This window comes from Yersinia bercovieri ATCC 43970 (assembly GCF_013282745.1).
GTDB lineage: Bacteria > Pseudomonadota > Gammaproteobacteria > Enterobacterales > Enterobacteriaceae > Yersinia > Yersinia bercovieri.
Map to the genome: position 1 here is coordinate 2,439,809 of NZ_CP054044.1, position 18,866 is coordinate 2,458,674.

Here is an 18,866-nt window from a genome sequence, read left to right on the forward strand (position 1 = left end):
CTATGGGCCTGAAAAGTTTTCTCGAGAAGATAGAGCACCACTTTGAAGCGGGTGGCAAATTAGAAAAGTACTATCCGCTGTATGAAGCTGCTGCCACCATTTTCTATACTCAGGGCAAAGTCACACCGGGTGCTTCTCATGTGCGAGATGCCATCGATCTGAAACGGATGATGATTCTGGTCTGGCTGGCGGTCTTCCCGACCATGTTCTGGGGGATGTACAACGTCGGCGCTCAGGCGATCCCGGCGCTGAACCAACTCTACAGTGGCGCGGAGCTACAACAGATTATTGCCAGTGACTGGCATTACCAACTGGCACAGATGCTCGGGGTCTCCTTTGCTCCCGATGCTGGCTGGATAAGTAAAATGGCGCTGGGTGCCGCCTATTTCCTGCCAATTTATGCGGTAGTGTTTTTGGTGGGCGGTTTCTGGGAAGTGGTTTTTTCCATTGTTCGCAAACATGAGATCAACGAAGGCTTCTTCGTTACCTCAATCTTATTCTCCCTGATTGTGCCCCCGACACTGCCACTTTGGCAGGCGGCGCTGGGGATCTCCTTTGGCGTGGTTATCGGCAAAGAGATCTTCGGTGGCACGGGGCGCAACTTCCTCAACCCCGCTTTGGCTGGGCGTGCTTTCCTGTTCTTTGCTTATCCTGCACAGATATCTGGTGACCTGGTGTGGACGGCTGCGGATGGTTTTTCCGGTGCCACCCCATTGTCACAATGGAGTGTTAACGGCAGCCACAGCTTGCTCAACACAGTGACCCAGCAACCTATCACTTGGATGGATGCCTTCCTCGGTAATATTCCCGGCTCTATTGGTGAAGTCTCTACGCTGATGATTCTAATTGGCGGGGCCATTATTCTGTTTGCCCGCGTGGCCTCCTGGCAGATTGTGGCTGGTGTGATGATTGGCATGATTGCGACCGCGTGCTTATTTAACTGGATAGGCTCTACCACCAACCCGTTATTTGCTATGCCATGGTATTGGCATCTGGTCCTTGGTGGCTTTGCTTTCGGCATGGTCTTTATGGCGACCGATCCGGTCTCGGCCTCCTTTACCAATACCGGTAAGTGGTGGTATGGCGGCTTGATTGGTGCCATGTGTGTCTTAATCCGCGTGATCAATCCGGCTTATCCGGAGGGAATGATGCTGGCTATCCTGTTTGCCAACCTGTTTGCGCCACTGTTCGACTATGTGGTTGTTCAGGCCAATATCAAGCGGAGGAGAGCCCGTGGCGAGTGATAAACCAAGAAATAATGACAGTATCGGCAAAACGTTGCTGGTGGTCATCGTGCTGTGTTTGGTCTGTTCCGTGATTGTTGCGGGGGCGGCTGTTGGTTTGAAAGCTAAGCAGCAAGAGCAGCGCTTGCTGGATAAGCAGCGCAATATTCTGGCGGTGACCGGTTTACTGCAACCGAGAATGCCGGCGGAAGAAGTGCAGCGTGAGTTTGCTAAACGCATTGAACCGCGTCTGCTGGATTTACAAAGCGGCGAATTTATCAAACAAGATCCCGCTACATTTGACCGTACTCAGGCGCTGCGAGATAACCAAATGAGTGTTGCACTGACTGCGGCACAAGATATCGCCGGTATCCGTCGTCGAGCTAACGTGGTTGAAATCTATTTGGTGCGCGGTGAAAACGGGCAGATCAATAAGATTGTCCTGCCGGTCTATGGTTCTGGTCTCTGGTCAATGATGTATGCTTTTGTGGCCATTGATAGTGACGGCAAAACAGTTCGCGGTATTACCTATTACGATCATGGTGAGACACCGGGGCTGGGCGGTGAGATTGAAAACCAAAACTGGCGTAACCAGTGGATTGGCAAGCGGCTATTTGACGATCAGGGGCAACCCGCTATCCGTATCGTTAAAGGGCGTGCGCCAGCTAATGATCCCCATGCGATAGATGGTTTATCAGGGGCGACGCTGACCTCTAACGGGGTACAAAACAGCTTCGATTTTTGGCTCGGTGAAAACGGCTTTGGCCCGTTCCTGAAAAAAGTGCGCGAAGGAGCGTTAAAAAATGGCTGATACCAAAGAGATTAAGCGGGTCTTATTCGGGCCGCTATTTGATAACAACCCCATTGCGTTACAGATCCTTGGGGTTTGTTCAGCGCTGGCGGTGACAACCAAGTTGGAAACTGCCTTAGTGATGACACTGGCGGTGACCTTGGTGACGGCCTTCTCCAGTTTCTTCATCTCATTGATTCGCAATCACATTCCAAACAGTGTGCGTATCATTGTTCAGATGGTAATTATTGCCTCGTTGGTTATTGTGGTGGATCAGATCCTACGCGCCTATGCCTATGAGATATCCAAACAGCTGTCGGTATTTGTCGGCCTGATAATCACCAACTGCATTGTGATGGGGCGTGCTGAGGCCTACGCGATGAAATCCCCACCGATTGAAAGCTTTATGGATGGCATCGGTAACGGTTTGGGTTATGGCGTGGTGTTAGTGCTGGTGGGCTTTGTCCGCGAACTGATTGGCTCCGGCAAACTATTTGGTGTGACGGTGCTTGAAACTGTTCAGAACGGTGGGTGGTATCAGCCAAATGGATTGTTCCTACTAGCTCCTAGCGCATTCTTTATCATTGGTTTGCTGATTTGGGGTCTGCGGACCCTGAAACCTGCGCAGATTGAGAAGGAGTAATTGACGATGGAACATTACATCAGTCTGTTTGTCCGCGCAGTGTTTGTGGAAAATATGGCTTTAGCATTCTTCTTGGGGATGTGTACTTTCCTGGCCGTTTCCAAGAAAGTATCCACTGCTTTTGGCCTTGGTATTGCGGTCACGGTGGTTTTGGGTATCTCAGTACCGGCGAACAATCTGGTTTATAACTTGGTGTTGCGGGATGGCGCATTGGTAGAGGGTGTTGATCTCAGCTTCCTGAATTTCATCACTTTTATTGGTGTTATCGCCGCCATTGTGCAGGTGCTGGAGATGATCCTCGATCGTTATTTCCCAGCTTTGTACAACGCGCTGGGGATCTTCTTGCCCCTAATTACTGTCAACTGTGCCATCTTCGGTGGCGTCTCCTTTATGGCGCAACGTGATTACAACTTCCCTGAATCGATTGTTTATGGTTTTGGATCCGGTCTCGGTTGGATGTTGGCGATTGTCGCGTTAGCGGGTATTCGAGAAAAAATGAAATATGCCAATGTGCCTGCGGGTTTACAGGGGTTAGGGATCACCTTTATCACGACTGGATTGATGGCATTGGGGTTTATGTCTTTCGCCGGTGTGAGCCTATAAAAGCAGGAATAATTCATGGAAATAATTCTGGGCGTAGTGATGTTTACCCTCATCGTGCTGGCGTTGACGGTAATGATTTTATTTGCCAAATCAAAATTGGTTAATACCGGCGATATTACCGTCGATATCAATGACGATGCGGAAAAAAGTTTTGTTGGCCCGGCGGGAGATAAGCTGCTCAATATGCTGTCCAGCCACGGTATTTTCGTCTCTTCAGCTTGCGGCGGTGGTGGTTCTTGTGGGCAGTGCCGTGTAAAGATTAAAGAGGGCGGCGGGGATATTCTGCCAACAGAGCTTTCTCATATCTCAAAGCGCGAAGCCAAAGAGGGGTGTCGGTTGGCATGTCAGGTTAGCGTGAAGCAGAATCTGAAAATTGAATTGCCGGAAGAGATCTTTGGTGTGAAAAAATGGGAGTGCGAAGTTATCTCCAATGATAACAAAGCCACATTTATCAAAGAGCTAAAGCTGAAAATACCTGATGGTGAGGTAGTCCCGTTCCGCGCGGGTGGTTTTATTCAAATAGAGGCTGAGCCACATACCGTCAAATACGCTGATTTTGATGTGCCAGAGGAGTATCGCGGCGACTGGGATAAATTCAATTTGTTCCGATATGAGTCCGTTGCCACTGAGCAGACCGTACGTGCTTACTCCATGGCGAACTATCCGGAAGAGCGCGGTATTATCATGCTTAACGTGCGTATTGCTGCGCCACCCCCTTCACAACCTGATGCCCCGCCGGGGATAATGTCCTCGTATATCTGGTCACTGAAACCCGGTGATAAAGTGGTTATTTCTGGGCCATTTGGTGAGTTTTTCGCTAAAGATACTGACGCAGAGATGGTCTTTATTGGCGGTGGTGCGGGTATGGCACCGATGCGCTCGCATATCTTTGATCAGCTCAAGCGGCTGCATTCGAAGCGCAAAATCAGCTTTTGGTATGGTGCCCGTTCACGGCGTGAAATGTTCTATGAAGAGGATTTTGACCAGTTACAGGCCGAGAATGATAATTTCCGTTGGCATGTAGCGCTCTCGGACCCACAACCAGAGGATAACTGGACGGGATATACCGGGTTCATTCATAACGTTTTATTGGAAAATTATCTTAAAAACCATCCCGCACCAGAAGATTGCGAATTCTATATGTGTGGTCCGCCAATGATGAATGCAGCAGTCATCAAGATGCTGAAAGATCTCGGCGTGGAAGACGATAATATTATGCTTGATGATTTTGGTGGCTAATTTTTCACCATCCAGCTTCAAGTACGAAGGGGATACAGCTATTGAGGATATTGTGCAAAAACAGTTAATACATTGGCTAATGGCGGTTGCAGGGGTTTTTCTGCTTACGGGATGTGGCCCTGAGCAAATTAATCTCGAAGGTAAAACCATGGGAACCTCATACTCAATTAAGTATGTGAGTGACTCATCTACACCCAGCCCAGAGAAGCTCCAGCAGGAGATTGACCGCGAGCTGGAAGCCGTTAATGATCAGATGTCGACTTATCGACCTAACTCTGAATTGAGTCGTTTCAACAAAAGTCGAGAGGTGAATACACCTTTCCCGGTTTCAGATGCGACGGCGAAAGTTGTACGGGAGGCTATCCGAATTAACCGCCTGACGGATGGCGCGTTGGATGTGACTGTCGGGCCATTGGTGAACTTATGGGGCTTCGGCCCAGAAGGGCGGCCTGATGTGGTGCCTACCGAAGCTGAAATTGCTAAACGACGGGCATGGGTCGGCATTGATAAACTGGCTGTAGAAAATGGCGCTTTAGTCAAACGGATCCCTGAGTTGTATGTCGATCTCTCCTCTATTGCTAAAGGCTATGGGGTCGATGTAGTTGCTGAATATCTGGAAGCTAATAATATCACCAATTATATGGTTGATATCGGTGGCGAAGTGCGGACCCGTGGTAACAATGGTGAAAGCAAACCATGGCGCATTGCTATTGAAAAACCTGTGTCTGGTCTGGCACAAAGTGCTCAAGAGATTATCGAACCTGGGCGTATGGCAATTGCCACTTCCGGGGATTATCGAAATTATTTTGAGCAGAATGGTGTACGCTATTCTCATACTATTGATCCCGATACCGGCCGACCAATCAATCATCGGTTAGTCTCGATTACCGTTTTAGACCCGAGCTGTATGACCGCTGATGGGCTATCGACTGGCTTAGATGTCCTTGGGCCAGAACGGGGAATGGCATTAGCTAATTTACTGGGTATTCCGGTGCTTATGATAGTCAAAACCGATGAGGGCTTTGAGGAGCGCTATTCCGATGCATTCCAGCCTTATCGACAAAAACGGCCTTAATCGGAGGGGATATGTTGACTGTTTTTATCGCGTCCTTTGTCTTTTTCCTATTGGTTATCGCTGGGATGTCGCTAGGCTATATCGTAAAACGTAAAACTTTACAGGGCAGTTGCGGCGGCATTGGGGCGTTGGGGATGGAAAAAGTATGTGATTGCCCTGAACCTTGTGATGCGCGTAAGAAACGTTTGGCGAAAGAGGCTGCTCGCCAGAAGGCGCTGGATCAATATCGTATTTTATAGCCTGTGCTCAGATAGATAAAAATAGAGCCGATACGATAAATAAGTAGAGACGACAAAGCCCCAGCCAGCTATCTGTTGGCTGGGTTTTTATCATTTAAATTAAGTTAAATGGATATCTAATTACTTGTCATCACTGACAATTTTTTTAAACATGGCTGGCGAATCGACCATAACACCGTCCGCGCCTAATTCTTTTGCTTTCATATAATCTTCAGGCGTATTAATACCGAAGAATATAATATGTGCGTTAGTATTTTTCCGGAAACAATCAACCGCTTCTTTATCCCAGCTTAATACAGCGTTAGAACGCCCCTCACCTAGGGTATATTTCTCCACGACCTCAACATTTCGGTGTAATTCCAATCCATACCACCGCTCTTTATTATCTGTGGGTAAATTGCACTTATGATCCATGGTGATATTGGCTAACTGAGTCCGCGTAAGGTCGCGGCTTTCGAAACGTTTTACCTGATGTGATGGATCACTTGCCTTATTCACGGCATCCAGCGCGGCTAAATAAGTGTCATTGGTGGAGTAGACTCGGGTGCGAGATAGGCGGTTTTCCTCACCTTTAGTCGTCGCTTCAAGTGTTTTTTGCAATGCTTTGGCGAAGGTTGCCGGATTTGCATCTGGAGATTTGATGTCGAGATAAAATGTCGTAGTAGGAAACTGCTTTAATACCTCATCAAGTGTGGGAATACCAATGTGAACGTCTGGTTTAGGCGTAATATTATGTTTTTTATCATAAGCAACATTGGCGTCAACTTGTGCAAGTTGCTGTGCGGTATATGCAGATACTTTTCCCGACTTGTTGGTTAACTCTTTAAGGTCAGAGGGGCGATACAATACGGGAATATTATCTTTTGACAGTTGCAGAGTGATCCAAATTGCATCTGCACCATTATCTAACGCTTTTTTGATTGCTGGCAGCGTATTTTCCGGCGCATCCGCCGTTCCCCCACGATGAGCAATTATTTGTGGTGTCGGGGGTAATGCAGATGATGTAACGGATTGAGCATTTACTGCAAAACCAGAAGATAATAGTAAAGTAGCCATTATATAATTTCGCATGATATTTAGTTTCCATCCATTAGTTAATAATGAATCTTTCTGAGGTGAATGTTAATCATATAACTAACATTTTTCGACCTTGTCGAATTTAATGGTTTTTTTATAAAAATAAATAACAAAACACTTAAAAACCTTAATAACAGAATTCAATTCTGTTATATGAGAAATTGGTTAGCATTTTGATTAGGACAATTACTACCGCTTTTCAACTGAAGGATTAGGGAGGTGCTGTGGATTAGGATAATCTTGAGTTTTTCCCATTTAACTGTATTCTTATACAGTGGTTTGTTTGGGGAGATAACATGCGAAAAATTATTCATGTGGATATGGATTGCTTCTTCGCGGCAGTGGAAATGCGCGACGATCCTGGTCTGCGCGATATCCCCATCGCGATTGGTGGTAGTCGGGATCGGCGTGGCGTTATCAGCACTGCCAATTACCCGGCCAGGCGTTATGGCGTCCGCAGTGCTATGCCAACGGCAATGGCACTGAAACTGTGCCCGCAGCTTAAAGTTATTCCTGGCCGAATGGCGGCATATAAAGAAGCGTCACTGCATATTCGTGAGATTTTTGCCCGCTATACCCCATTAATTGAACCGCTATCCTTGGATGAAGCCTATCTGGATGTGTCTGATTGCCTTGCGTGCAGCGGTTCCGCCACCTTAATTGCACAAGAAATTCGCCAGTCGATTGCTGATGAACTGAATCTAACCGCCTCGGCTGGCATTGCCCCCATAAAGTTTCTGGCTAAGATCGCATCTGACTTAAATAAGCCCAATGGGCAATATGTGATCACGCCAGATCAGATCTTGCCCTTCTTGCATGATCTGCCGCTGAGCAAAATTCCTGGTGTCGGGAAAGTGACCGCTAAACGTTTACAAGAAGTGGGGTTGGTCACCTGTAGTGATGTACAAAACTATCCGCAAGCTGAATTATTAAAGCGTTTTGGTAAGTTTGGTCATGTGCTGTGGGAGCGCAGCCACGGTATTGATGAGCGAGATGTATCACCGGATCGCTTACGTAAATCAGTGGGTGTCGAAAGAACCTTGGCAGAAGATATTCATGATTGGGAGAGCTGTGAGTCATTGATTGAGCAGCTATATATTGAGTTGGAAACGCGCTTACGCAAGGTGAGGCCAGACCTACATATTGCTCGGCAAGGGGTTAAGCTAAAATTTCATGATTTTCAGCAAACGACGCAGGAACATGTCTGGCCACAACTGAATAAAGCCGATTTGCTACAAGTGGCGCGAACCGCCTGGAACGAGCGGCGTGCAGGGCGGGGAGTGCGCTTGGTGGGGTTACATGTCACTCTACTCGACCCCCAACTCGAACGGCAACTGCTGCTTAGCTGGGAATAGCGCGGCATAAAAAAACGGCAGACCCCTCAGGCCCGCCGTTATCGTATCAATAGATTAGCTAAACCTATTTACGCACGTTCTGGAATCGCTTTTAGCAGCGCAGTCAGCAACTGCCAATATTGACCCACACTCTCGATGTGAACTTGTTCATCCGGCGAATGCGGGCCGGTCATGGTTGGCCCAATCGACACCATATCCATCTCTGGGTAAGGTTTTTTGAACAAACCACACTCCAGACCGGCATGGATCACCATGATATTTGGCGTTTTGTTGAATAACTTCTGGTAGGTTTCCCGCACCAACGCCATTACCGGTGAGTTAGGGTCTGGCTGCCAGCCAGGGTAGCCGCCTTTTGGTGAGGTTTTAGCCCCCGCCAATTGACCAATTGCCGTCAGCATACTCACCACGTAATCTTTGCCACTGTCGATCAGAGAACGAATCAGGCAAATGATCTCTGCTTCACTCTCATTCATGGTCACCACCCCCACATTCAGTGAGGTTTCTACCACGCCTTTAACCGCATCGCTCATACGAATCACCCCGTTTGGGGTCGCATTTAACAATGCCACCAAACGCTGTTGGGTATCTTTCGTCAGGGCTTGCGCATCGGTAGTAACAGGCTCTAGCAGCACAGTCAGATTTTTTTCCACTGCGGCCAATTCGTTTTTCAACGTCGCCAGATAGTCTTGACTCAAACTTTTCAACTGATCGATTTTATCTGCGGCGATGGCTAGCGTCACAGAGCCTTCGCGTGGGATTGCATTACGCAATGTACCGCCATTCAGATCCAATACCCGCAGATCTAAATCTTTTGCCTGTTCAAACAGGAAGCGGGCCAGCAGCTTGTTGGCATTGCCTAAACCTAAATGGATATCGGCCCCAGAGTGACCCCCTTTCAGGCCTTTTAAGGTCAGTTTTAAGGTTTGGTAACCGGCGGGGATAGCTTCACGTTTTAGCGCCAAAGTAGTGATGAAATCAATACCACCAGCGCAACCCATATAGATTTCACCCTCCTGCTCGGAATCGGTGTTAATCAGAATATCCGCTTTCAACCAGTTAGGTTGCAGGCCAAATGCGCCGTCCATACCGGCCTCTTCGGTCATGGTCAGCAGCACTTCCAGTGGGCCATGCTCGACACTGTCGTCAGACAACACCGCCAGCGCGGAGGCCATACCAATGCCATTATCTGCCCCTAATGTGGTACCACGGGCTTTAACCCATTCACCATCGATATAAGGCTGGATTGGGTCTTTAGTGAAGTCATGTACCGTATCATTATTCTTCTGCGGAACCATATCCAGATGGGCTTGCAGTGCCACGGGCTTACGGTTCTCCATCCCTTTGGTAGCAGGCTTACGCAGCAGGATATTACCGACTTGATCACGTTCGGCGTGCAGACCTTTTTCTTTGGCCCACGTCATAATGTGCTGTGCTAGCGCTTCTTCATGGTAAGACGGGTGTGGGATCGAGCAGATTTTTGCAAAAATATCCCACAACGGCTGAGGCGAAAGTTGAGACAGTTCAGACACTGTAAGTCTCCTGTAATAGCATTCTCATATCGGCAGCCTCGCAATGGAGATGTCAGAGATGCTATTGGGTTGATGACTAAAGATTTTAGGGGTAGTGACAAACCGCCATCAAGATGGCGAGATAATTTGAGAATATCACTTTCATTGGCATTACGCGCGTATCGCTGCACAATTACCTTATCCGATCCGATTAATTAGCCAGATAATTGCTGGTTTTTATCCGGCTGGCTCACTATAATCTCGCGCAACCTTTTTTCCCCTTCTGATACATGGCAAGCCACTTCTTATACTGGCTGGGATTACATTTTATGAGCGAAAAATACGTCGTTACCTGGGATATGTTGCAAATTCACGCCCGCAAACTGGCACAGCGTTTACTGCCAGCCGAGCAATGGAAAGGTATCATCGCGGTGAGCCGTGGTGGATTAGTACCGGCTGGTATTCTGGCGCGTGAGCTGGGTATTCGTTATGTAGACACCGTGTGCATTTCTAGCTATGACCATGATAATCAACGTGATCTTAAAGTCTTAAAACGCGCTGAAGGCGATGGTGAAGGCTTTATCGTGATTGATGATTTGGTTGATACTGGTGGCACTGCGAAAGCCATTCGCGATATGTATCCGAAAGCACATTTTGTCACTATCTTCGCCAAACCGGCGGGCCGCCCATTAGTCGATGATTATGTGGTTGATATCCCGCAGGATACATGGATTGAACAGCCGTGGGATATGGCGGTGACTTTTGTTGCCCCCTTAAGCGGCAAGTAATTTAGCCAACTTTAAGCGCTCGGTATTGACCGGGCGTTCCATTTTCCTCGCAGTATGAGTACACTTGACTCCATCTGAGCAGCCCTTACCGGGCCTGATTCACGGCTTATGGAGGCTATTGTTACCATGGCACAAGCCAACCTTTCTGAAATTCTGTTCAAACCCAAATTTAAGCACCCTGAAACCTCGACTTTAGTCCGGCATGCCCATTGCAACCAGGCCATGAGTGTTCATTCGGCATTGGATGGTGACACCGCTAGCCATTGGTATCGAATGATCAACCGCCTGATGTGGACTTGGCGTGGTGTCGATCCCCTTGAGATAGAAGAGGTTTTATCGCGCATTGCCTGCTCAAAAGCGGAACATAGCGACAACGAACTGCTGGATACTGTGGTCGGCTATCGTAACGGCAACTGGATTTATGAATGGGCCCATCAAGCGATGCAGTGGCAGCAAAAAGCGATGGAAGAAGCTGAGCCGATGAGTGCGGGTCAATATTGGTTAAATGCGGCCAATCTCTACAGCATCGCCAGTTACCCGCACCTGAAAGGTGATGAGCTGGCCGAGCAGGTCGAAGTGCTGTCTAACCGCGCATATGAAGCCGCCGCTGAGCATCTGCCCTACACACTGAAAAAACTTGATTTCGCTATTTCCGATGGTGGCACCCTTTCCGGCTTCCTGCATATGCCAACCGTCGGCAGTGCGCCATTTCCGACGGTGCTGATATGTGGCGGGCTGGATACCTTGCAAAGTGATTATCACCGCCTGTTCCGCGACTATTTGGCCCCCAAAGGGATAGCGATGTTGACCATCGACATGCCATCCGTCGGGGCATCATCACGCTGGAAATTAACCCAGGACACTAGCTATCTGCATCAACAAGTGCTGCATGCATTGCCGAATATTCCCTGGGTTGATCACCAGCGGGTCACTGTTTTCGGCTTACGTTTTGGGGCCAATGTGGCGGTGCGCTTAGGTTATCTGGAACCTCAGCGGGTACGCGCGGTGGCATGTCTTGGGCCGATTGTTCATCATCTGTTGTGCAATAGTGATAGCCAGCGCAAAGTGCCGGACATGTATATGGATGTGATGGCCAGTCGCTTGGGCATGGCAGATGCATCTGATGAAACACTGAAAACAGAAATGAACCGCTACTCATTGAAAACACAGGGATTATTGGGGAGGCGCTGTCAAACGCCAATGCTGGCCGGTTTCTGGGAAAATGATCCCTTCAGCCCGAAAGAGGAGTCGAAACTTATTTGCTCTTCATCCTCGGACGGCAAATTATTGGCTATATCATCTACGCCGCTGTATGACAATTTCCATCGTGCATTATTGCAAACCAGCCAATGGTTAGAAGATAAAATGCGTTAATGAGTTGCTAATTTTTAACAATTTGCTAAAAAGGTGCGTCTACATAAGGAGATTTAAGAATGACGTCAACCAGTGCTCATCCTAAAAGCAAGCTTATGAAACGTTTTGCTGCTTTGGGGCCATACCTACGTGAAGGGCAGTGCCAGAATGACCGTTTTTTCTTTGACTGTTTAGCTGTTTGCGTCAATGTGAAGCTTGCTCCAGAGAAGCGTGAGTTCTGGGGGTGGTGGATAGAGCTGGAGCCTGCGGCGGACCATTTTACCTATGTTTACCAGTTTGGCCTGTTTAATAAAGAGGGCAGCTGGAAAGCAGAAAACATTAAAGATCCTGAAGTACAGGAGAAGCTGGAGACCACATTACGCGGTTTTCACAAGCGCCTGGCCGAAATGCTGACCTCTATTGAAATGAGATTGGTGCCCGCGCAAGATTTTAGCGAACAGCCCGTTAAGCTGTCGGCGTAAGAATTGCGCTGTTAATCGCTAAATAAGAAGAGCGCCCCCCTTTTGCACAATAAAAGGGGGAATATATTCTCATGCCTGTTGGCATAATGCTCCGCGCCTGTTACAACGTTTTATCTATCATCTCTTTTTTTAATTATCCCAACGGCAGAAAAATTATGAGTGGCAGCCAGACATTGGTTGTGAAATTGGGGACAAGTGTGCTGACTGGCGGTTCCCGTCGTCTTAACCGTGCCCATATTGTTGAGTTGGTGCGCCAGTGCGCCCAGCAACACGCCAAAGGTCATCGTATTGTTATTGTCACCTCCGGGGCGATTGCCGCCGGGCGTGAACACCTGGGTTACCCAGAATTACCCGCCACTATTGCCTCAAAGCAACTGTTGGCCGCAGTCGGGCAAAGCCGGCTGATTCAGCTCTGGGAGCAGCTATTTTCTATCTATGGCATCCATGTGGGTCAGATGCTGTTGACCCGGGCTGATTTAGAAGATCGTGAGCGCTTTTTAAATGCGCGCGACACGATGAACGCCCTGCTGGATAACCGCATTGTTCCGGTCATCAATGAGAATGACGCCGTTGCTACCGCTGAAATTAAAGTGGGCGACAACGATAATCTCTCCGCATTGGCAGCCATTCTGGCCGGTGCGGATAAGTTGCTGTTACTGACCGATCAAGCGGGCTTATACACCGCCGATCCCCGGAATAACCCCGCAGCAGAACTGATTCGCGAAGTGCATGGTATTGATGATGCCTTACGTGAAATTGCCGGTGATAGCGTCTCTGGTCTCGGCACTGGTGGTATGGCGACAAAACTGCAAGCTGCCGATGTCGCGTGTCGCGCGGGTATTGATGTGGTGATTGCCGCAGGGAGCCAGGTGGGGGTTATTGCCGATGTGGTTGACGGCACCCCCGTCGGCACGCGCTTCCACGCGCTGGAAACACCGCTGGAAAACCGCAAACGCTGGATTTTTGGTGCGCCACCTGCCGGTGAGATCACCGTCGACGATGGGGCGGTCTCTGCCATTATGGAGCGGGGAAGCTCGCTGCTGCCGAAAGGTATTCGCAGCGTTAAAGGGAACTTCTCCCGTGGTGAGGTGATCCGTATCCGCAACCTCAGTGGGCGAGATTTGGCCCACGGCGTATCACGTTATAACAGTGACGCCTTGCGCCTGTTAGCGGGGCACCACTCGCAACAAATTAGTGAAATCCTCGGATATGAATATGGCCCGGTGGCTGTTCACCGTGACGATATGATTGTCAGTTAAGGAGCAAGCATGAGTATGCTGGAACAGATGGGGAAGGCCGCTAAACAGGCCTCCTGGCAATTGGCGCTACTAAGCACGGCCAAAAAGAATCAGGCACTTGCGGTCATCGCGAACCTGCTGGAGTCTGAAAGTCAGGCCATTTTGCAGGCTAATGAACAAGATATGAAAGCCGCCCGTGACAGTGGCATGAGTGAAGCGCTACTCGATCGGCTGCTATTATCACCCGCCCGATTAGCCGCCATTGCGAATGATGTGCGGCAGGTATGCCGCCTAAATGACCCTGTGGGCCGCGTGATTGATGGTAGCCTGCTCGACAGCGGCTTGAAGCTCGAACGCCGCCGTGTACCACTGGGGGTGATTGGTGTCATTTATGAAGCCCGTCCGAATGTCACCATTGATGTGGCCAGCTTATGCCTAAAGACCGGTAATGCGGTAATTTTGCGCGGTGGGAAAGAGACTCATCACACCAATCAGGCGACGGTGAAAGTGATCCAACAGGCGCTGGAGCAGTGCGGTTTACCCGCAGCCGCAGTGCAGGCGATTGAAAGCCCGGATCGCGAGTTGGTGAATGAGTTACTGCGCATGGATCGCTATGTTGATATGTTGATTCCACGTGGTGGCGCTGGTCTACATAAACTGTGCCGTGAGCAATCGACCATTCCGGTAATTACTGGCGGAATTGGCGTTTGCCATACTTTTGTCGATGAAAGCGCCGATGTTGAGAAGGCGCTATTGGTCATTGAAAATGCAAAAGTTCAGCGGCCAAGTGCCTGTAACTCACTGGAAACTCTGCTGGTTCATCAGGCCATCGCTGCAAGCTTCCTCCCGATATTGAGTGCCAGAATGCATGCTTTTGGTGTGACACTGCATGCCAGCTCGCAGGCCATGCCGTATCTGGTGGAAGCTAAGGCCAAAGTGGTGGCGGTGGAAGCCGCAGATTACGATGATGAGTGGCTCTCACTGGATCTGAATGTGGATATTGTGGCTGATATTGATGCTGCCATTAATCATATCCGCGAACATGGCACCAGCCATTCCGATGCCATTTTGACGCGCTCCCTCAGCAGCGCTGAACATTTTGTCCGCGCGGTAGATTCATCAGCGGTCTATGTCAATGCCAGCACGCGCTTCACTGATGGCGGTCAATTTGGTTTAGGGGCCGAGGTTGCCGTCAGCACGCAAAAACTCCATGCCCGTGGCCCTATGGGGCTGGATGCATTGACAACCTATAAGTGGATTGGCTACGGCGACGATTTAGTTCGCAGCTGATTGACCGCAAATTGTTGTTTGCAGATTAAAGCGATATTTGGCTCCCGCCGATGTCGCTTTATTTTTAACTCCCTGACTCCCCGTCGAAAATACAAAAATAACCGCTAAAGTCATTGCGATATCTGCCGATAACCGTCTTGATACTTATAGGCTTTTAATAATCTGGGTAGCCAGGGCGATAAATTAAAGATGGAGAATGGCAGGTGAGCGAAACGTCTAAAGAGAATTTTGTTAAAACGAATAAATTAGCGATCTGTGCAATTCTTCGGGACTTAAAGAAGAACGATACCGCCGTGATGGTGACCCATGCGCGCGGGCAATTTATTAGCCGTATTCTGGATGTGGTACCCGAGACAAATCAGTTTATTTTTGATTTTGGCAGCGTAGAGCATGAAAATATTTCAGCCTTGGCTGCGAATCAAATCACCATCATTGCGGAACCTACCGGTGCAAAAGTCGAATTTACCTGTAGTCCATTGAGAGAAATAAAGTATTTATCACTGCCGGCTTTTAGCACCGCCCTTCCTGAGCAACTTTACTTCATTCAACGACGGGAATATTTTCGCGTCAATATTCCTCAGTGGCCTGCTTATTACTGCTCAGGAAAATTCGCTGATGGTAGTAAATTCTCCTATACACTGGCAGATGTCTCCTTGGGTGGAATGGGTCTATATGCAGTGAAAGGCAGTGAGTTCCCGCTGCAAGGATGTGGCATTTTGCGTGATGTCTCGGTTGATTTATGCGGTTTTGGTATTTTTAAATTAGACCTGCAATTTATCCGAGCCATTGATAAAAAGGTTGTAAATAACAAAGGCGAAACACTCACGATGCAGCGCCTGAGTTTTAAATTCCCTCACTTAAGCCCAATTCAAGAAAAAGGGCTGCAACGTGCCATTTTTGAACTGGAAAAGCAGCAAACTGCCAAGGCACGAAAATTTCAGGATGGTATCTAATTGAGGAATTTCACACTGATATGAACACAATCGAGATAGTCAATCAGCGCTATCTCAACGGAATAAAATAAAAATTGAAAAATATGTTGAATTATCATGCGACTGGCCCAATATTATAAGCTGGTTATTAAGGAGGATTAAGCATGGGGATCAGCGAAGAAGAGAGTATCCGCCGTTTGACTGATGAGAAAAACTCGATTGGTCATTCGGCTAAATGGGTAGCAATAATTTCTGCTGTCTATTTTGTTATTATGCTGTTTTATCAGCATGAGCTGGGCGTATTAACTCTGGCTGGTAGCATTTTTGTCGTGTCATTCTCTATCTGGATGAAGAAGCGCCAAAAAGTGAAATCTTATCGAAATCAGTTGCAACAGATGGATGAAGACAAAGCGCTTTAATGCCAGATAATAGTTTTATCGAGCCTGATAAACTGTTTATCCGGTTTTCAGACCGCTATTTTCTATCGTTTGCAGCTATGTCAGCACCAACAGATTATTACTGCCCACCATCAGTGATAGTATGTACTTACCGCGACTATTTCCTTGCCAGCGATTTAGACATATTAAATCCGGTCACGGCAAATGCCATTTTCTCATACAATCTTTTCGCTTGTGGATTATCAGCCGCTACCCGCAGTTTTATCTCAAATACACCCTGAGCAATTAATTGTTTTTCTAATGCCGCTAAGCACGCCGAGCCATAACCCTGACGTTGACACGGTGGTAGTACGTAGAAATCCTTAATAAAGGCTGCACTATCCTCTTTGCCTAATCCGTACCATAAATAACCCACCAGCTGTTCCTCACCGCTGATATTATCTCTATTTTCGATGCAAAAAAGATGATCGCTTGGGCTATTAACACCTTCCGGCAAATAGTTATCAAAGCTATGCGTTGCATAAGCCAAAGCTTTCTCCGCGCTATAATCACTATTAGACACTAAATCTTGCGCATACTCGGTAATAAATATATTCCTATAGTCGCCAAGCTCCTCAGCCAGCATTGCTCTAAGCGTAACCATAATATCTCCCGCGCTATTGTGATGCTGCAATTCACCCACTATAGTGGATTTAGTTTGAGAAAAGTATATTAACGCTTTACAGGAAATATGATAGATAAATTAAATCAGTGAGTTAAACCATCAGCGGGGATGTAATGACAACAGAAAATAGCCATACAGATGCAGTTGAAAGGCAGTTTGGCGATCAGGCTAATGCCTATTTGACGAGTGCGGTTCATGCTCAGGGTAAAGATTTACAGCGCCTGGCAATGCTACTGCAACCCCATGGTTATGCTCATTTACTCGATCTTGGATGTGGGGCTGGACACGCTAGTTTCGCAGCGGCGGGTGTGGTGAAGTCTGTTGTTTCATATGATCTTTCCGCACAGATGCTACAAGTGGTTAGCCAGGCAGCAGCAGAAAAAAATCTGACGAATATTGTTGCAAAGCTCAACTAATCGCCACCATCTTTCAAGTTGCCGGTGTATTGGCTGCGTTTGCCTACCCGAATCACTGATTTGCCGCCTTCCTGCATCTTGATAATCTATAAAGTATAAACTTGGGCAGCGGCCAAATATATCGGCGTCTGTCCTTGATTATCTATTTTCTTGTCTCCAGTGACATAAAATATTTTATTTCCTCCTTATTCCCCACACAATGATTGATGTTCTTTACAGAGCATTACGTCTCCTTGCAGTGGAGCACTCATAATTATTCTCACAAAGACGTTACATACCACCCGCCTGTTGGAGAATTTTATGAAACTATTACCTATTATCGCAGCCGCACTTATTGCCACCGCTTCATTCGCCACTATGGCTGCGCAAGAAGTGAGTCCGGAACAAGCGACGAAGTTGCAGAGTATGGGGGTTATTTCTATTTCTAATGTCAGCGGTTCACCGATGGATGTGGAGTCAGCATTAAATGAGAAAGCAACCGCAGATGGTGCTAGTCACTATCGGGTCATTGGCATGAGCAATCCAGGTGACTCCAGCAATTACAGCGCCAGTGCTGAAATTTATCATTAATTATTCACAATAAGTGATAATTAATGAAATAGTTAGAGATGCGTTCGGTATTGCAATCACCATCGTGCTCTCTGCTACGAGTAAGCCCAAGTTAACAATGGCGAGTTATTGTTAATTTGGGCTTACTCATTTCATGATCATCTCTATTTTTCCTCATGGCATTTTCTATTTGCCGACTAAAAATAATTAATTATTAGAGCAATCTTAATGATAACTTAAGGAATATAAGGTGTTATTGTGATGTATCTGGGGCAGCGAGGAGAGGCTATGTTAAACACCGTTCGGCGTAATTTTAAAAGTCAATTTTCCTATTTACAGCGCTTTATTGCCTCACCACGTACGGTTGGCACGTTGGCTCCTTCTTCGCCTTGGTTATGTCAGGCGATGTTGAATCAGGTGGATTGGAAGCAACATCTTAATATTGCTGAACTAGGTGCCGCTGATGGTGTGCTAACAAAGCGGATCTTGTTACATATGTCAGCAGACTCTCACTTACAGGCTTACGAAATTCTGCCCCACTTTGTGCACGCATTACATCAGATAAACGACCCGCGTTTGCAGGTTGTTGCTCGCTCGGCCGAACAGTTAGATCAAAATTATGATGTGGTATTTTGTTGCCTACCACTGCTCTCGATCCCAACCAAGATCAGCATCAGAATATTGCAACAGACTCAGCAGCGCTTACGCGCAAGTAATGGGATGTTGGTTTTGTTCCAATACAGCCAGCTTTCCGAGCCTTTGCTATCCCGCTACTTCACATGGAAAAAGATACGGGTAGTGCGTAATTTCCCTCCTGCAATAGTTTACATTTGCCAGCCTCGTTAGAACCCCCAATTTACAGCCTCTGATATTCCCTGCACCATGATCTCTGATTTCTCAGAGAATCATCAGGCGAAAGCACCGCTAAATGACTTAAAAAATAGGACCAAAGAGGGCTTTTAGCGGTTCCTCTCTTTTATCTAAACGAAAACCGCATTCCATTT

20 protein-coding genes and 1 pseudogene are annotated in these 18,866 nt (G+C 47.6%); 18 read left to right on the forward strand and 3 right to left on the reverse strand.

The features are described 5' to 3' along the window. The first annotated feature begins 2 nt into the window (after nucleotides 1–2). The 7 genes from HRK25_RS10890 to nqrM all read left to right on the forward strand — a co-directional run bounded on the left by HRK25_RS10890 (nucleotide 3) and on the right by nqrM (nucleotide 5,812). Nucleotides 3–1,244 (forward strand): NADH:ubiquinone reductase (Na(+)-transporting) subunit B, encoded by a 1,242-nt coding sequence (locus HRK25_RS10890; protein ID WP_005274955.1) that lies wholly within the window; start codon nucleotides 3–5, stop codon nucleotides 1,242–1,244. Continuing rightward, nucleotides 1,234–2,034 (forward strand): Na(+)-translocating NADH-quinone reductase subunit C, encoded by an 801-nt coding sequence (locus tag HRK25_RS10895; RefSeq protein WP_032898037.1) that lies wholly within the window; start codon nucleotides 1,234–1,236, stop codon nucleotides 2,032–2,034. The genes HRK25_RS10890 and HRK25_RS10895 overlap by 11 nt, the downstream gene beginning before the upstream one ends. Continuing rightward, nucleotides 2,027–2,656 carry an NADH:ubiquinone reductase (Na(+)-transporting) subunit D gene (locus tag HRK25_RS10900; RefSeq protein ID WP_032898036.1) on the forward strand — a complete coding sequence of 210 codons (630 nt, stop codon included), beginning with the start codon at nucleotides 2,027–2,029 and terminating at the stop codon, nucleotides 2,654–2,656. Before HRK25_RS10895 ends, HRK25_RS10900 begins: the two co-directional genes overlap by 8 nt. A 6-nt stretch (nucleotides 2,657–2,662) precedes the next feature. Next, complete coding sequence (gene nqrE / locus HRK25_RS10905; RefSeq protein ID WP_005274947.1) at nucleotides 2,663–3,259, forward strand: NADH:ubiquinone reductase (Na(+)-transporting) subunit E; 597 nt, start codon at nucleotides 2,663–2,665, stop codon at nucleotides 3,257–3,259. A 15-nt stretch (nucleotides 3,260–3,274) separates the two neighbouring features. Next, nucleotides 3,275–4,498, forward strand: a complete 1,224-nt coding sequence (nqrF, locus tag HRK25_RS10910) for an NADH:ubiquinone reductase (Na(+)-transporting) subunit F (RefSeq protein WP_005274945.1) — start codon at nucleotides 3,275–3,277, stop codon at nucleotides 4,496–4,498. A gap of 79 nt (nucleotides 4,499–4,577) precedes the next feature. Then, nucleotides 4,578–5,573, forward strand: coding sequence for an FAD:protein FMN transferase (locus tag HRK25_RS10915; protein ID WP_172676382.1), 996 nt, complete (start codon nucleotides 4,578–4,580; stop codon nucleotides 5,571–5,573). An 11-nt stretch (nucleotides 5,574–5,584) separates the two neighbouring features. Beyond that, a complete protein-coding gene (nqrM, locus tag HRK25_RS10920; RefSeq protein WP_005274941.1) occupies nucleotides 5,585–5,812 on the forward strand; it encodes a (Na+)-NQR maturation NqrM in 228 nt (75 codons plus the stop codon). Nucleotides 5,813–5,932: 120 nt separating this feature from the next. On the opposite strand, the gene HRK25_RS10925 is transcribed toward nqrM, so the two are convergent. Continuing rightward, the gene (locus tag HRK25_RS10925; RefSeq protein WP_099460530.1) at nucleotides 5,933–6,883 is read right to left on the reverse strand and encodes a glycerophosphodiester phosphodiesterase family protein; all 951 of its coding nucleotides are present in this window, start codon (nucleotides 6,881–6,883) and stop codon (nucleotides 5,933–5,935) included. 302 nt (nucleotides 6,884–7,185) lie between these two features. Here HRK25_RS10925 and dinB point away from each other — a divergent pair, with 302 nt between their 5' ends. Beyond that, entirely contained in the window at nucleotides 7,186–8,244 is a 1,059-nt protein-coding gene (dinB, locus tag HRK25_RS10930; protein ID WP_005274935.1) for a DNA polymerase IV, read from the forward strand. A 68-nt stretch (nucleotides 8,245–8,312) separates the two neighbouring features. Here dinB and pepD read toward each other — a convergent pair whose 3' ends face one another. Then, nucleotides 8,313–9,773, reverse strand: a complete 1,461-nt coding sequence (pepD, locus tag HRK25_RS10935) for a beta-Ala-His dipeptidase (RefSeq protein ID WP_005274931.1) — start codon at nucleotides 9,771–9,773, stop codon at nucleotides 8,313–8,315. Nucleotides 9,774–10,081: 308 nt separating this feature from the next. Here pepD and gpt point away from each other — a divergent pair, with 308 nt between their 5' ends. The 7 genes from gpt to HRK25_RS10970 all read left to right on the forward strand — a co-directional run bounded on the left by gpt (nucleotide 10,082) and on the right by HRK25_RS10970 (nucleotide 16,254). Next, nucleotides 10,082–10,540, forward strand: a complete 459-nt coding sequence (gene gpt / locus HRK25_RS10940) for a xanthine phosphoribosyltransferase (RefSeq protein ID WP_004873509.1) — start codon at nucleotides 10,082–10,084, stop codon at nucleotides 10,538–10,540. 126 nt (nucleotides 10,541–10,666) lie between these two features. Continuing rightward, nucleotides 10,667–11,914: an esterase FrsA gene (frsA, locus tag HRK25_RS10945; RefSeq protein ID WP_032898035.1), complete on the forward strand. Its 1,248-nt coding sequence runs from the start codon at nucleotides 10,667–10,669 to the stop codon at nucleotides 11,912–11,914. Nucleotides 11,915–11,973: 59 nt separating this feature from the next. Further along, on the forward strand, nucleotides 11,974–12,375 hold the full coding sequence (crl, locus tag HRK25_RS10950) for a sigma factor-binding protein Crl (RefSeq protein ID WP_032898034.1): 402 nt from the start codon (nucleotides 11,974–11,976) through the stop codon (nucleotides 12,373–12,375). 155 nt (nucleotides 12,376–12,530) lie between these two features. Continuing rightward, nucleotides 12,531–13,634, forward strand: a complete 1,104-nt coding sequence (gene proB / locus HRK25_RS10955; protein WP_005274920.1) for a glutamate 5-kinase — start codon at nucleotides 12,531–12,533, stop codon at nucleotides 13,632–13,634. Nucleotides 13,635–13,649: 15 nt separating this feature from the next. Continuing rightward, a complete protein-coding gene (gene proA, locus HRK25_RS10960; protein WP_032898050.1) occupies nucleotides 13,650–14,903 on the forward strand; it encodes a glutamate-5-semialdehyde dehydrogenase in 1,254 nt (417 codons plus the stop codon). Between the two features lie 203 nt (nucleotides 14,904–15,106). After that, nucleotides 15,107–15,856 (forward strand): flagellar brake protein, encoded by a 750-nt coding sequence (locus HRK25_RS10965; RefSeq protein ID WP_032898032.1) that lies wholly within the window; start codon nucleotides 15,107–15,109, stop codon nucleotides 15,854–15,856. Between the two features lie 143 nt (nucleotides 15,857–15,999). Further along, nucleotides 16,000–16,254 carry a hypothetical protein gene (locus HRK25_RS10970; RefSeq protein ID WP_005274914.1) on the forward strand — a complete coding sequence of 85 codons (255 nt, stop codon included), beginning with the start codon at nucleotides 16,000–16,002 and terminating at the stop codon, nucleotides 16,252–16,254. A gap of 136 nt (nucleotides 16,255–16,390) precedes the next feature. On the opposite strand, the gene HRK25_RS10975 is transcribed toward HRK25_RS10970, so the two are convergent. Then, nucleotides 16,391–16,876, reverse strand: coding sequence for a GNAT family N-acetyltransferase (locus tag HRK25_RS10975; protein WP_032898031.1), 486 nt, complete (start codon nucleotides 16,874–16,876; stop codon nucleotides 16,391–16,393). 134 nt (nucleotides 16,877–17,010) lie between these two features. Here HRK25_RS10975 and HRK25_RS10980 point away from each other — a divergent pair. The 3 genes and pseudogenes from HRK25_RS10980 to HRK25_RS10990 form a co-directional block, all read left to right on the forward strand. Then, a pseudogene (locus tag HRK25_RS10980) lies at nucleotides 17,011–17,304 on the forward strand (class I SAM-dependent methyltransferase); the annotation flags it as partial. A 309-nt stretch (nucleotides 17,305–17,613) separates the two neighbouring features. Then, on the forward strand, nucleotides 17,614–17,883 hold the full coding sequence (locus tag HRK25_RS10985; protein ID WP_005274904.1) for a YdgH/BhsA/McbA-like domain containing protein: 270 nt from the start codon (nucleotides 17,614–17,616) through the stop codon (nucleotides 17,881–17,883). Between the two features lie 267 nt (nucleotides 17,884–18,150). Further along, a complete protein-coding gene (locus HRK25_RS10990; protein ID WP_032898030.1) occupies nucleotides 18,151–18,708 on the forward strand; it encodes a class I SAM-dependent methyltransferase in 558 nt (185 codons plus the stop codon). Nucleotides 18,709–18,866 lie beyond the last annotated feature (158 nt).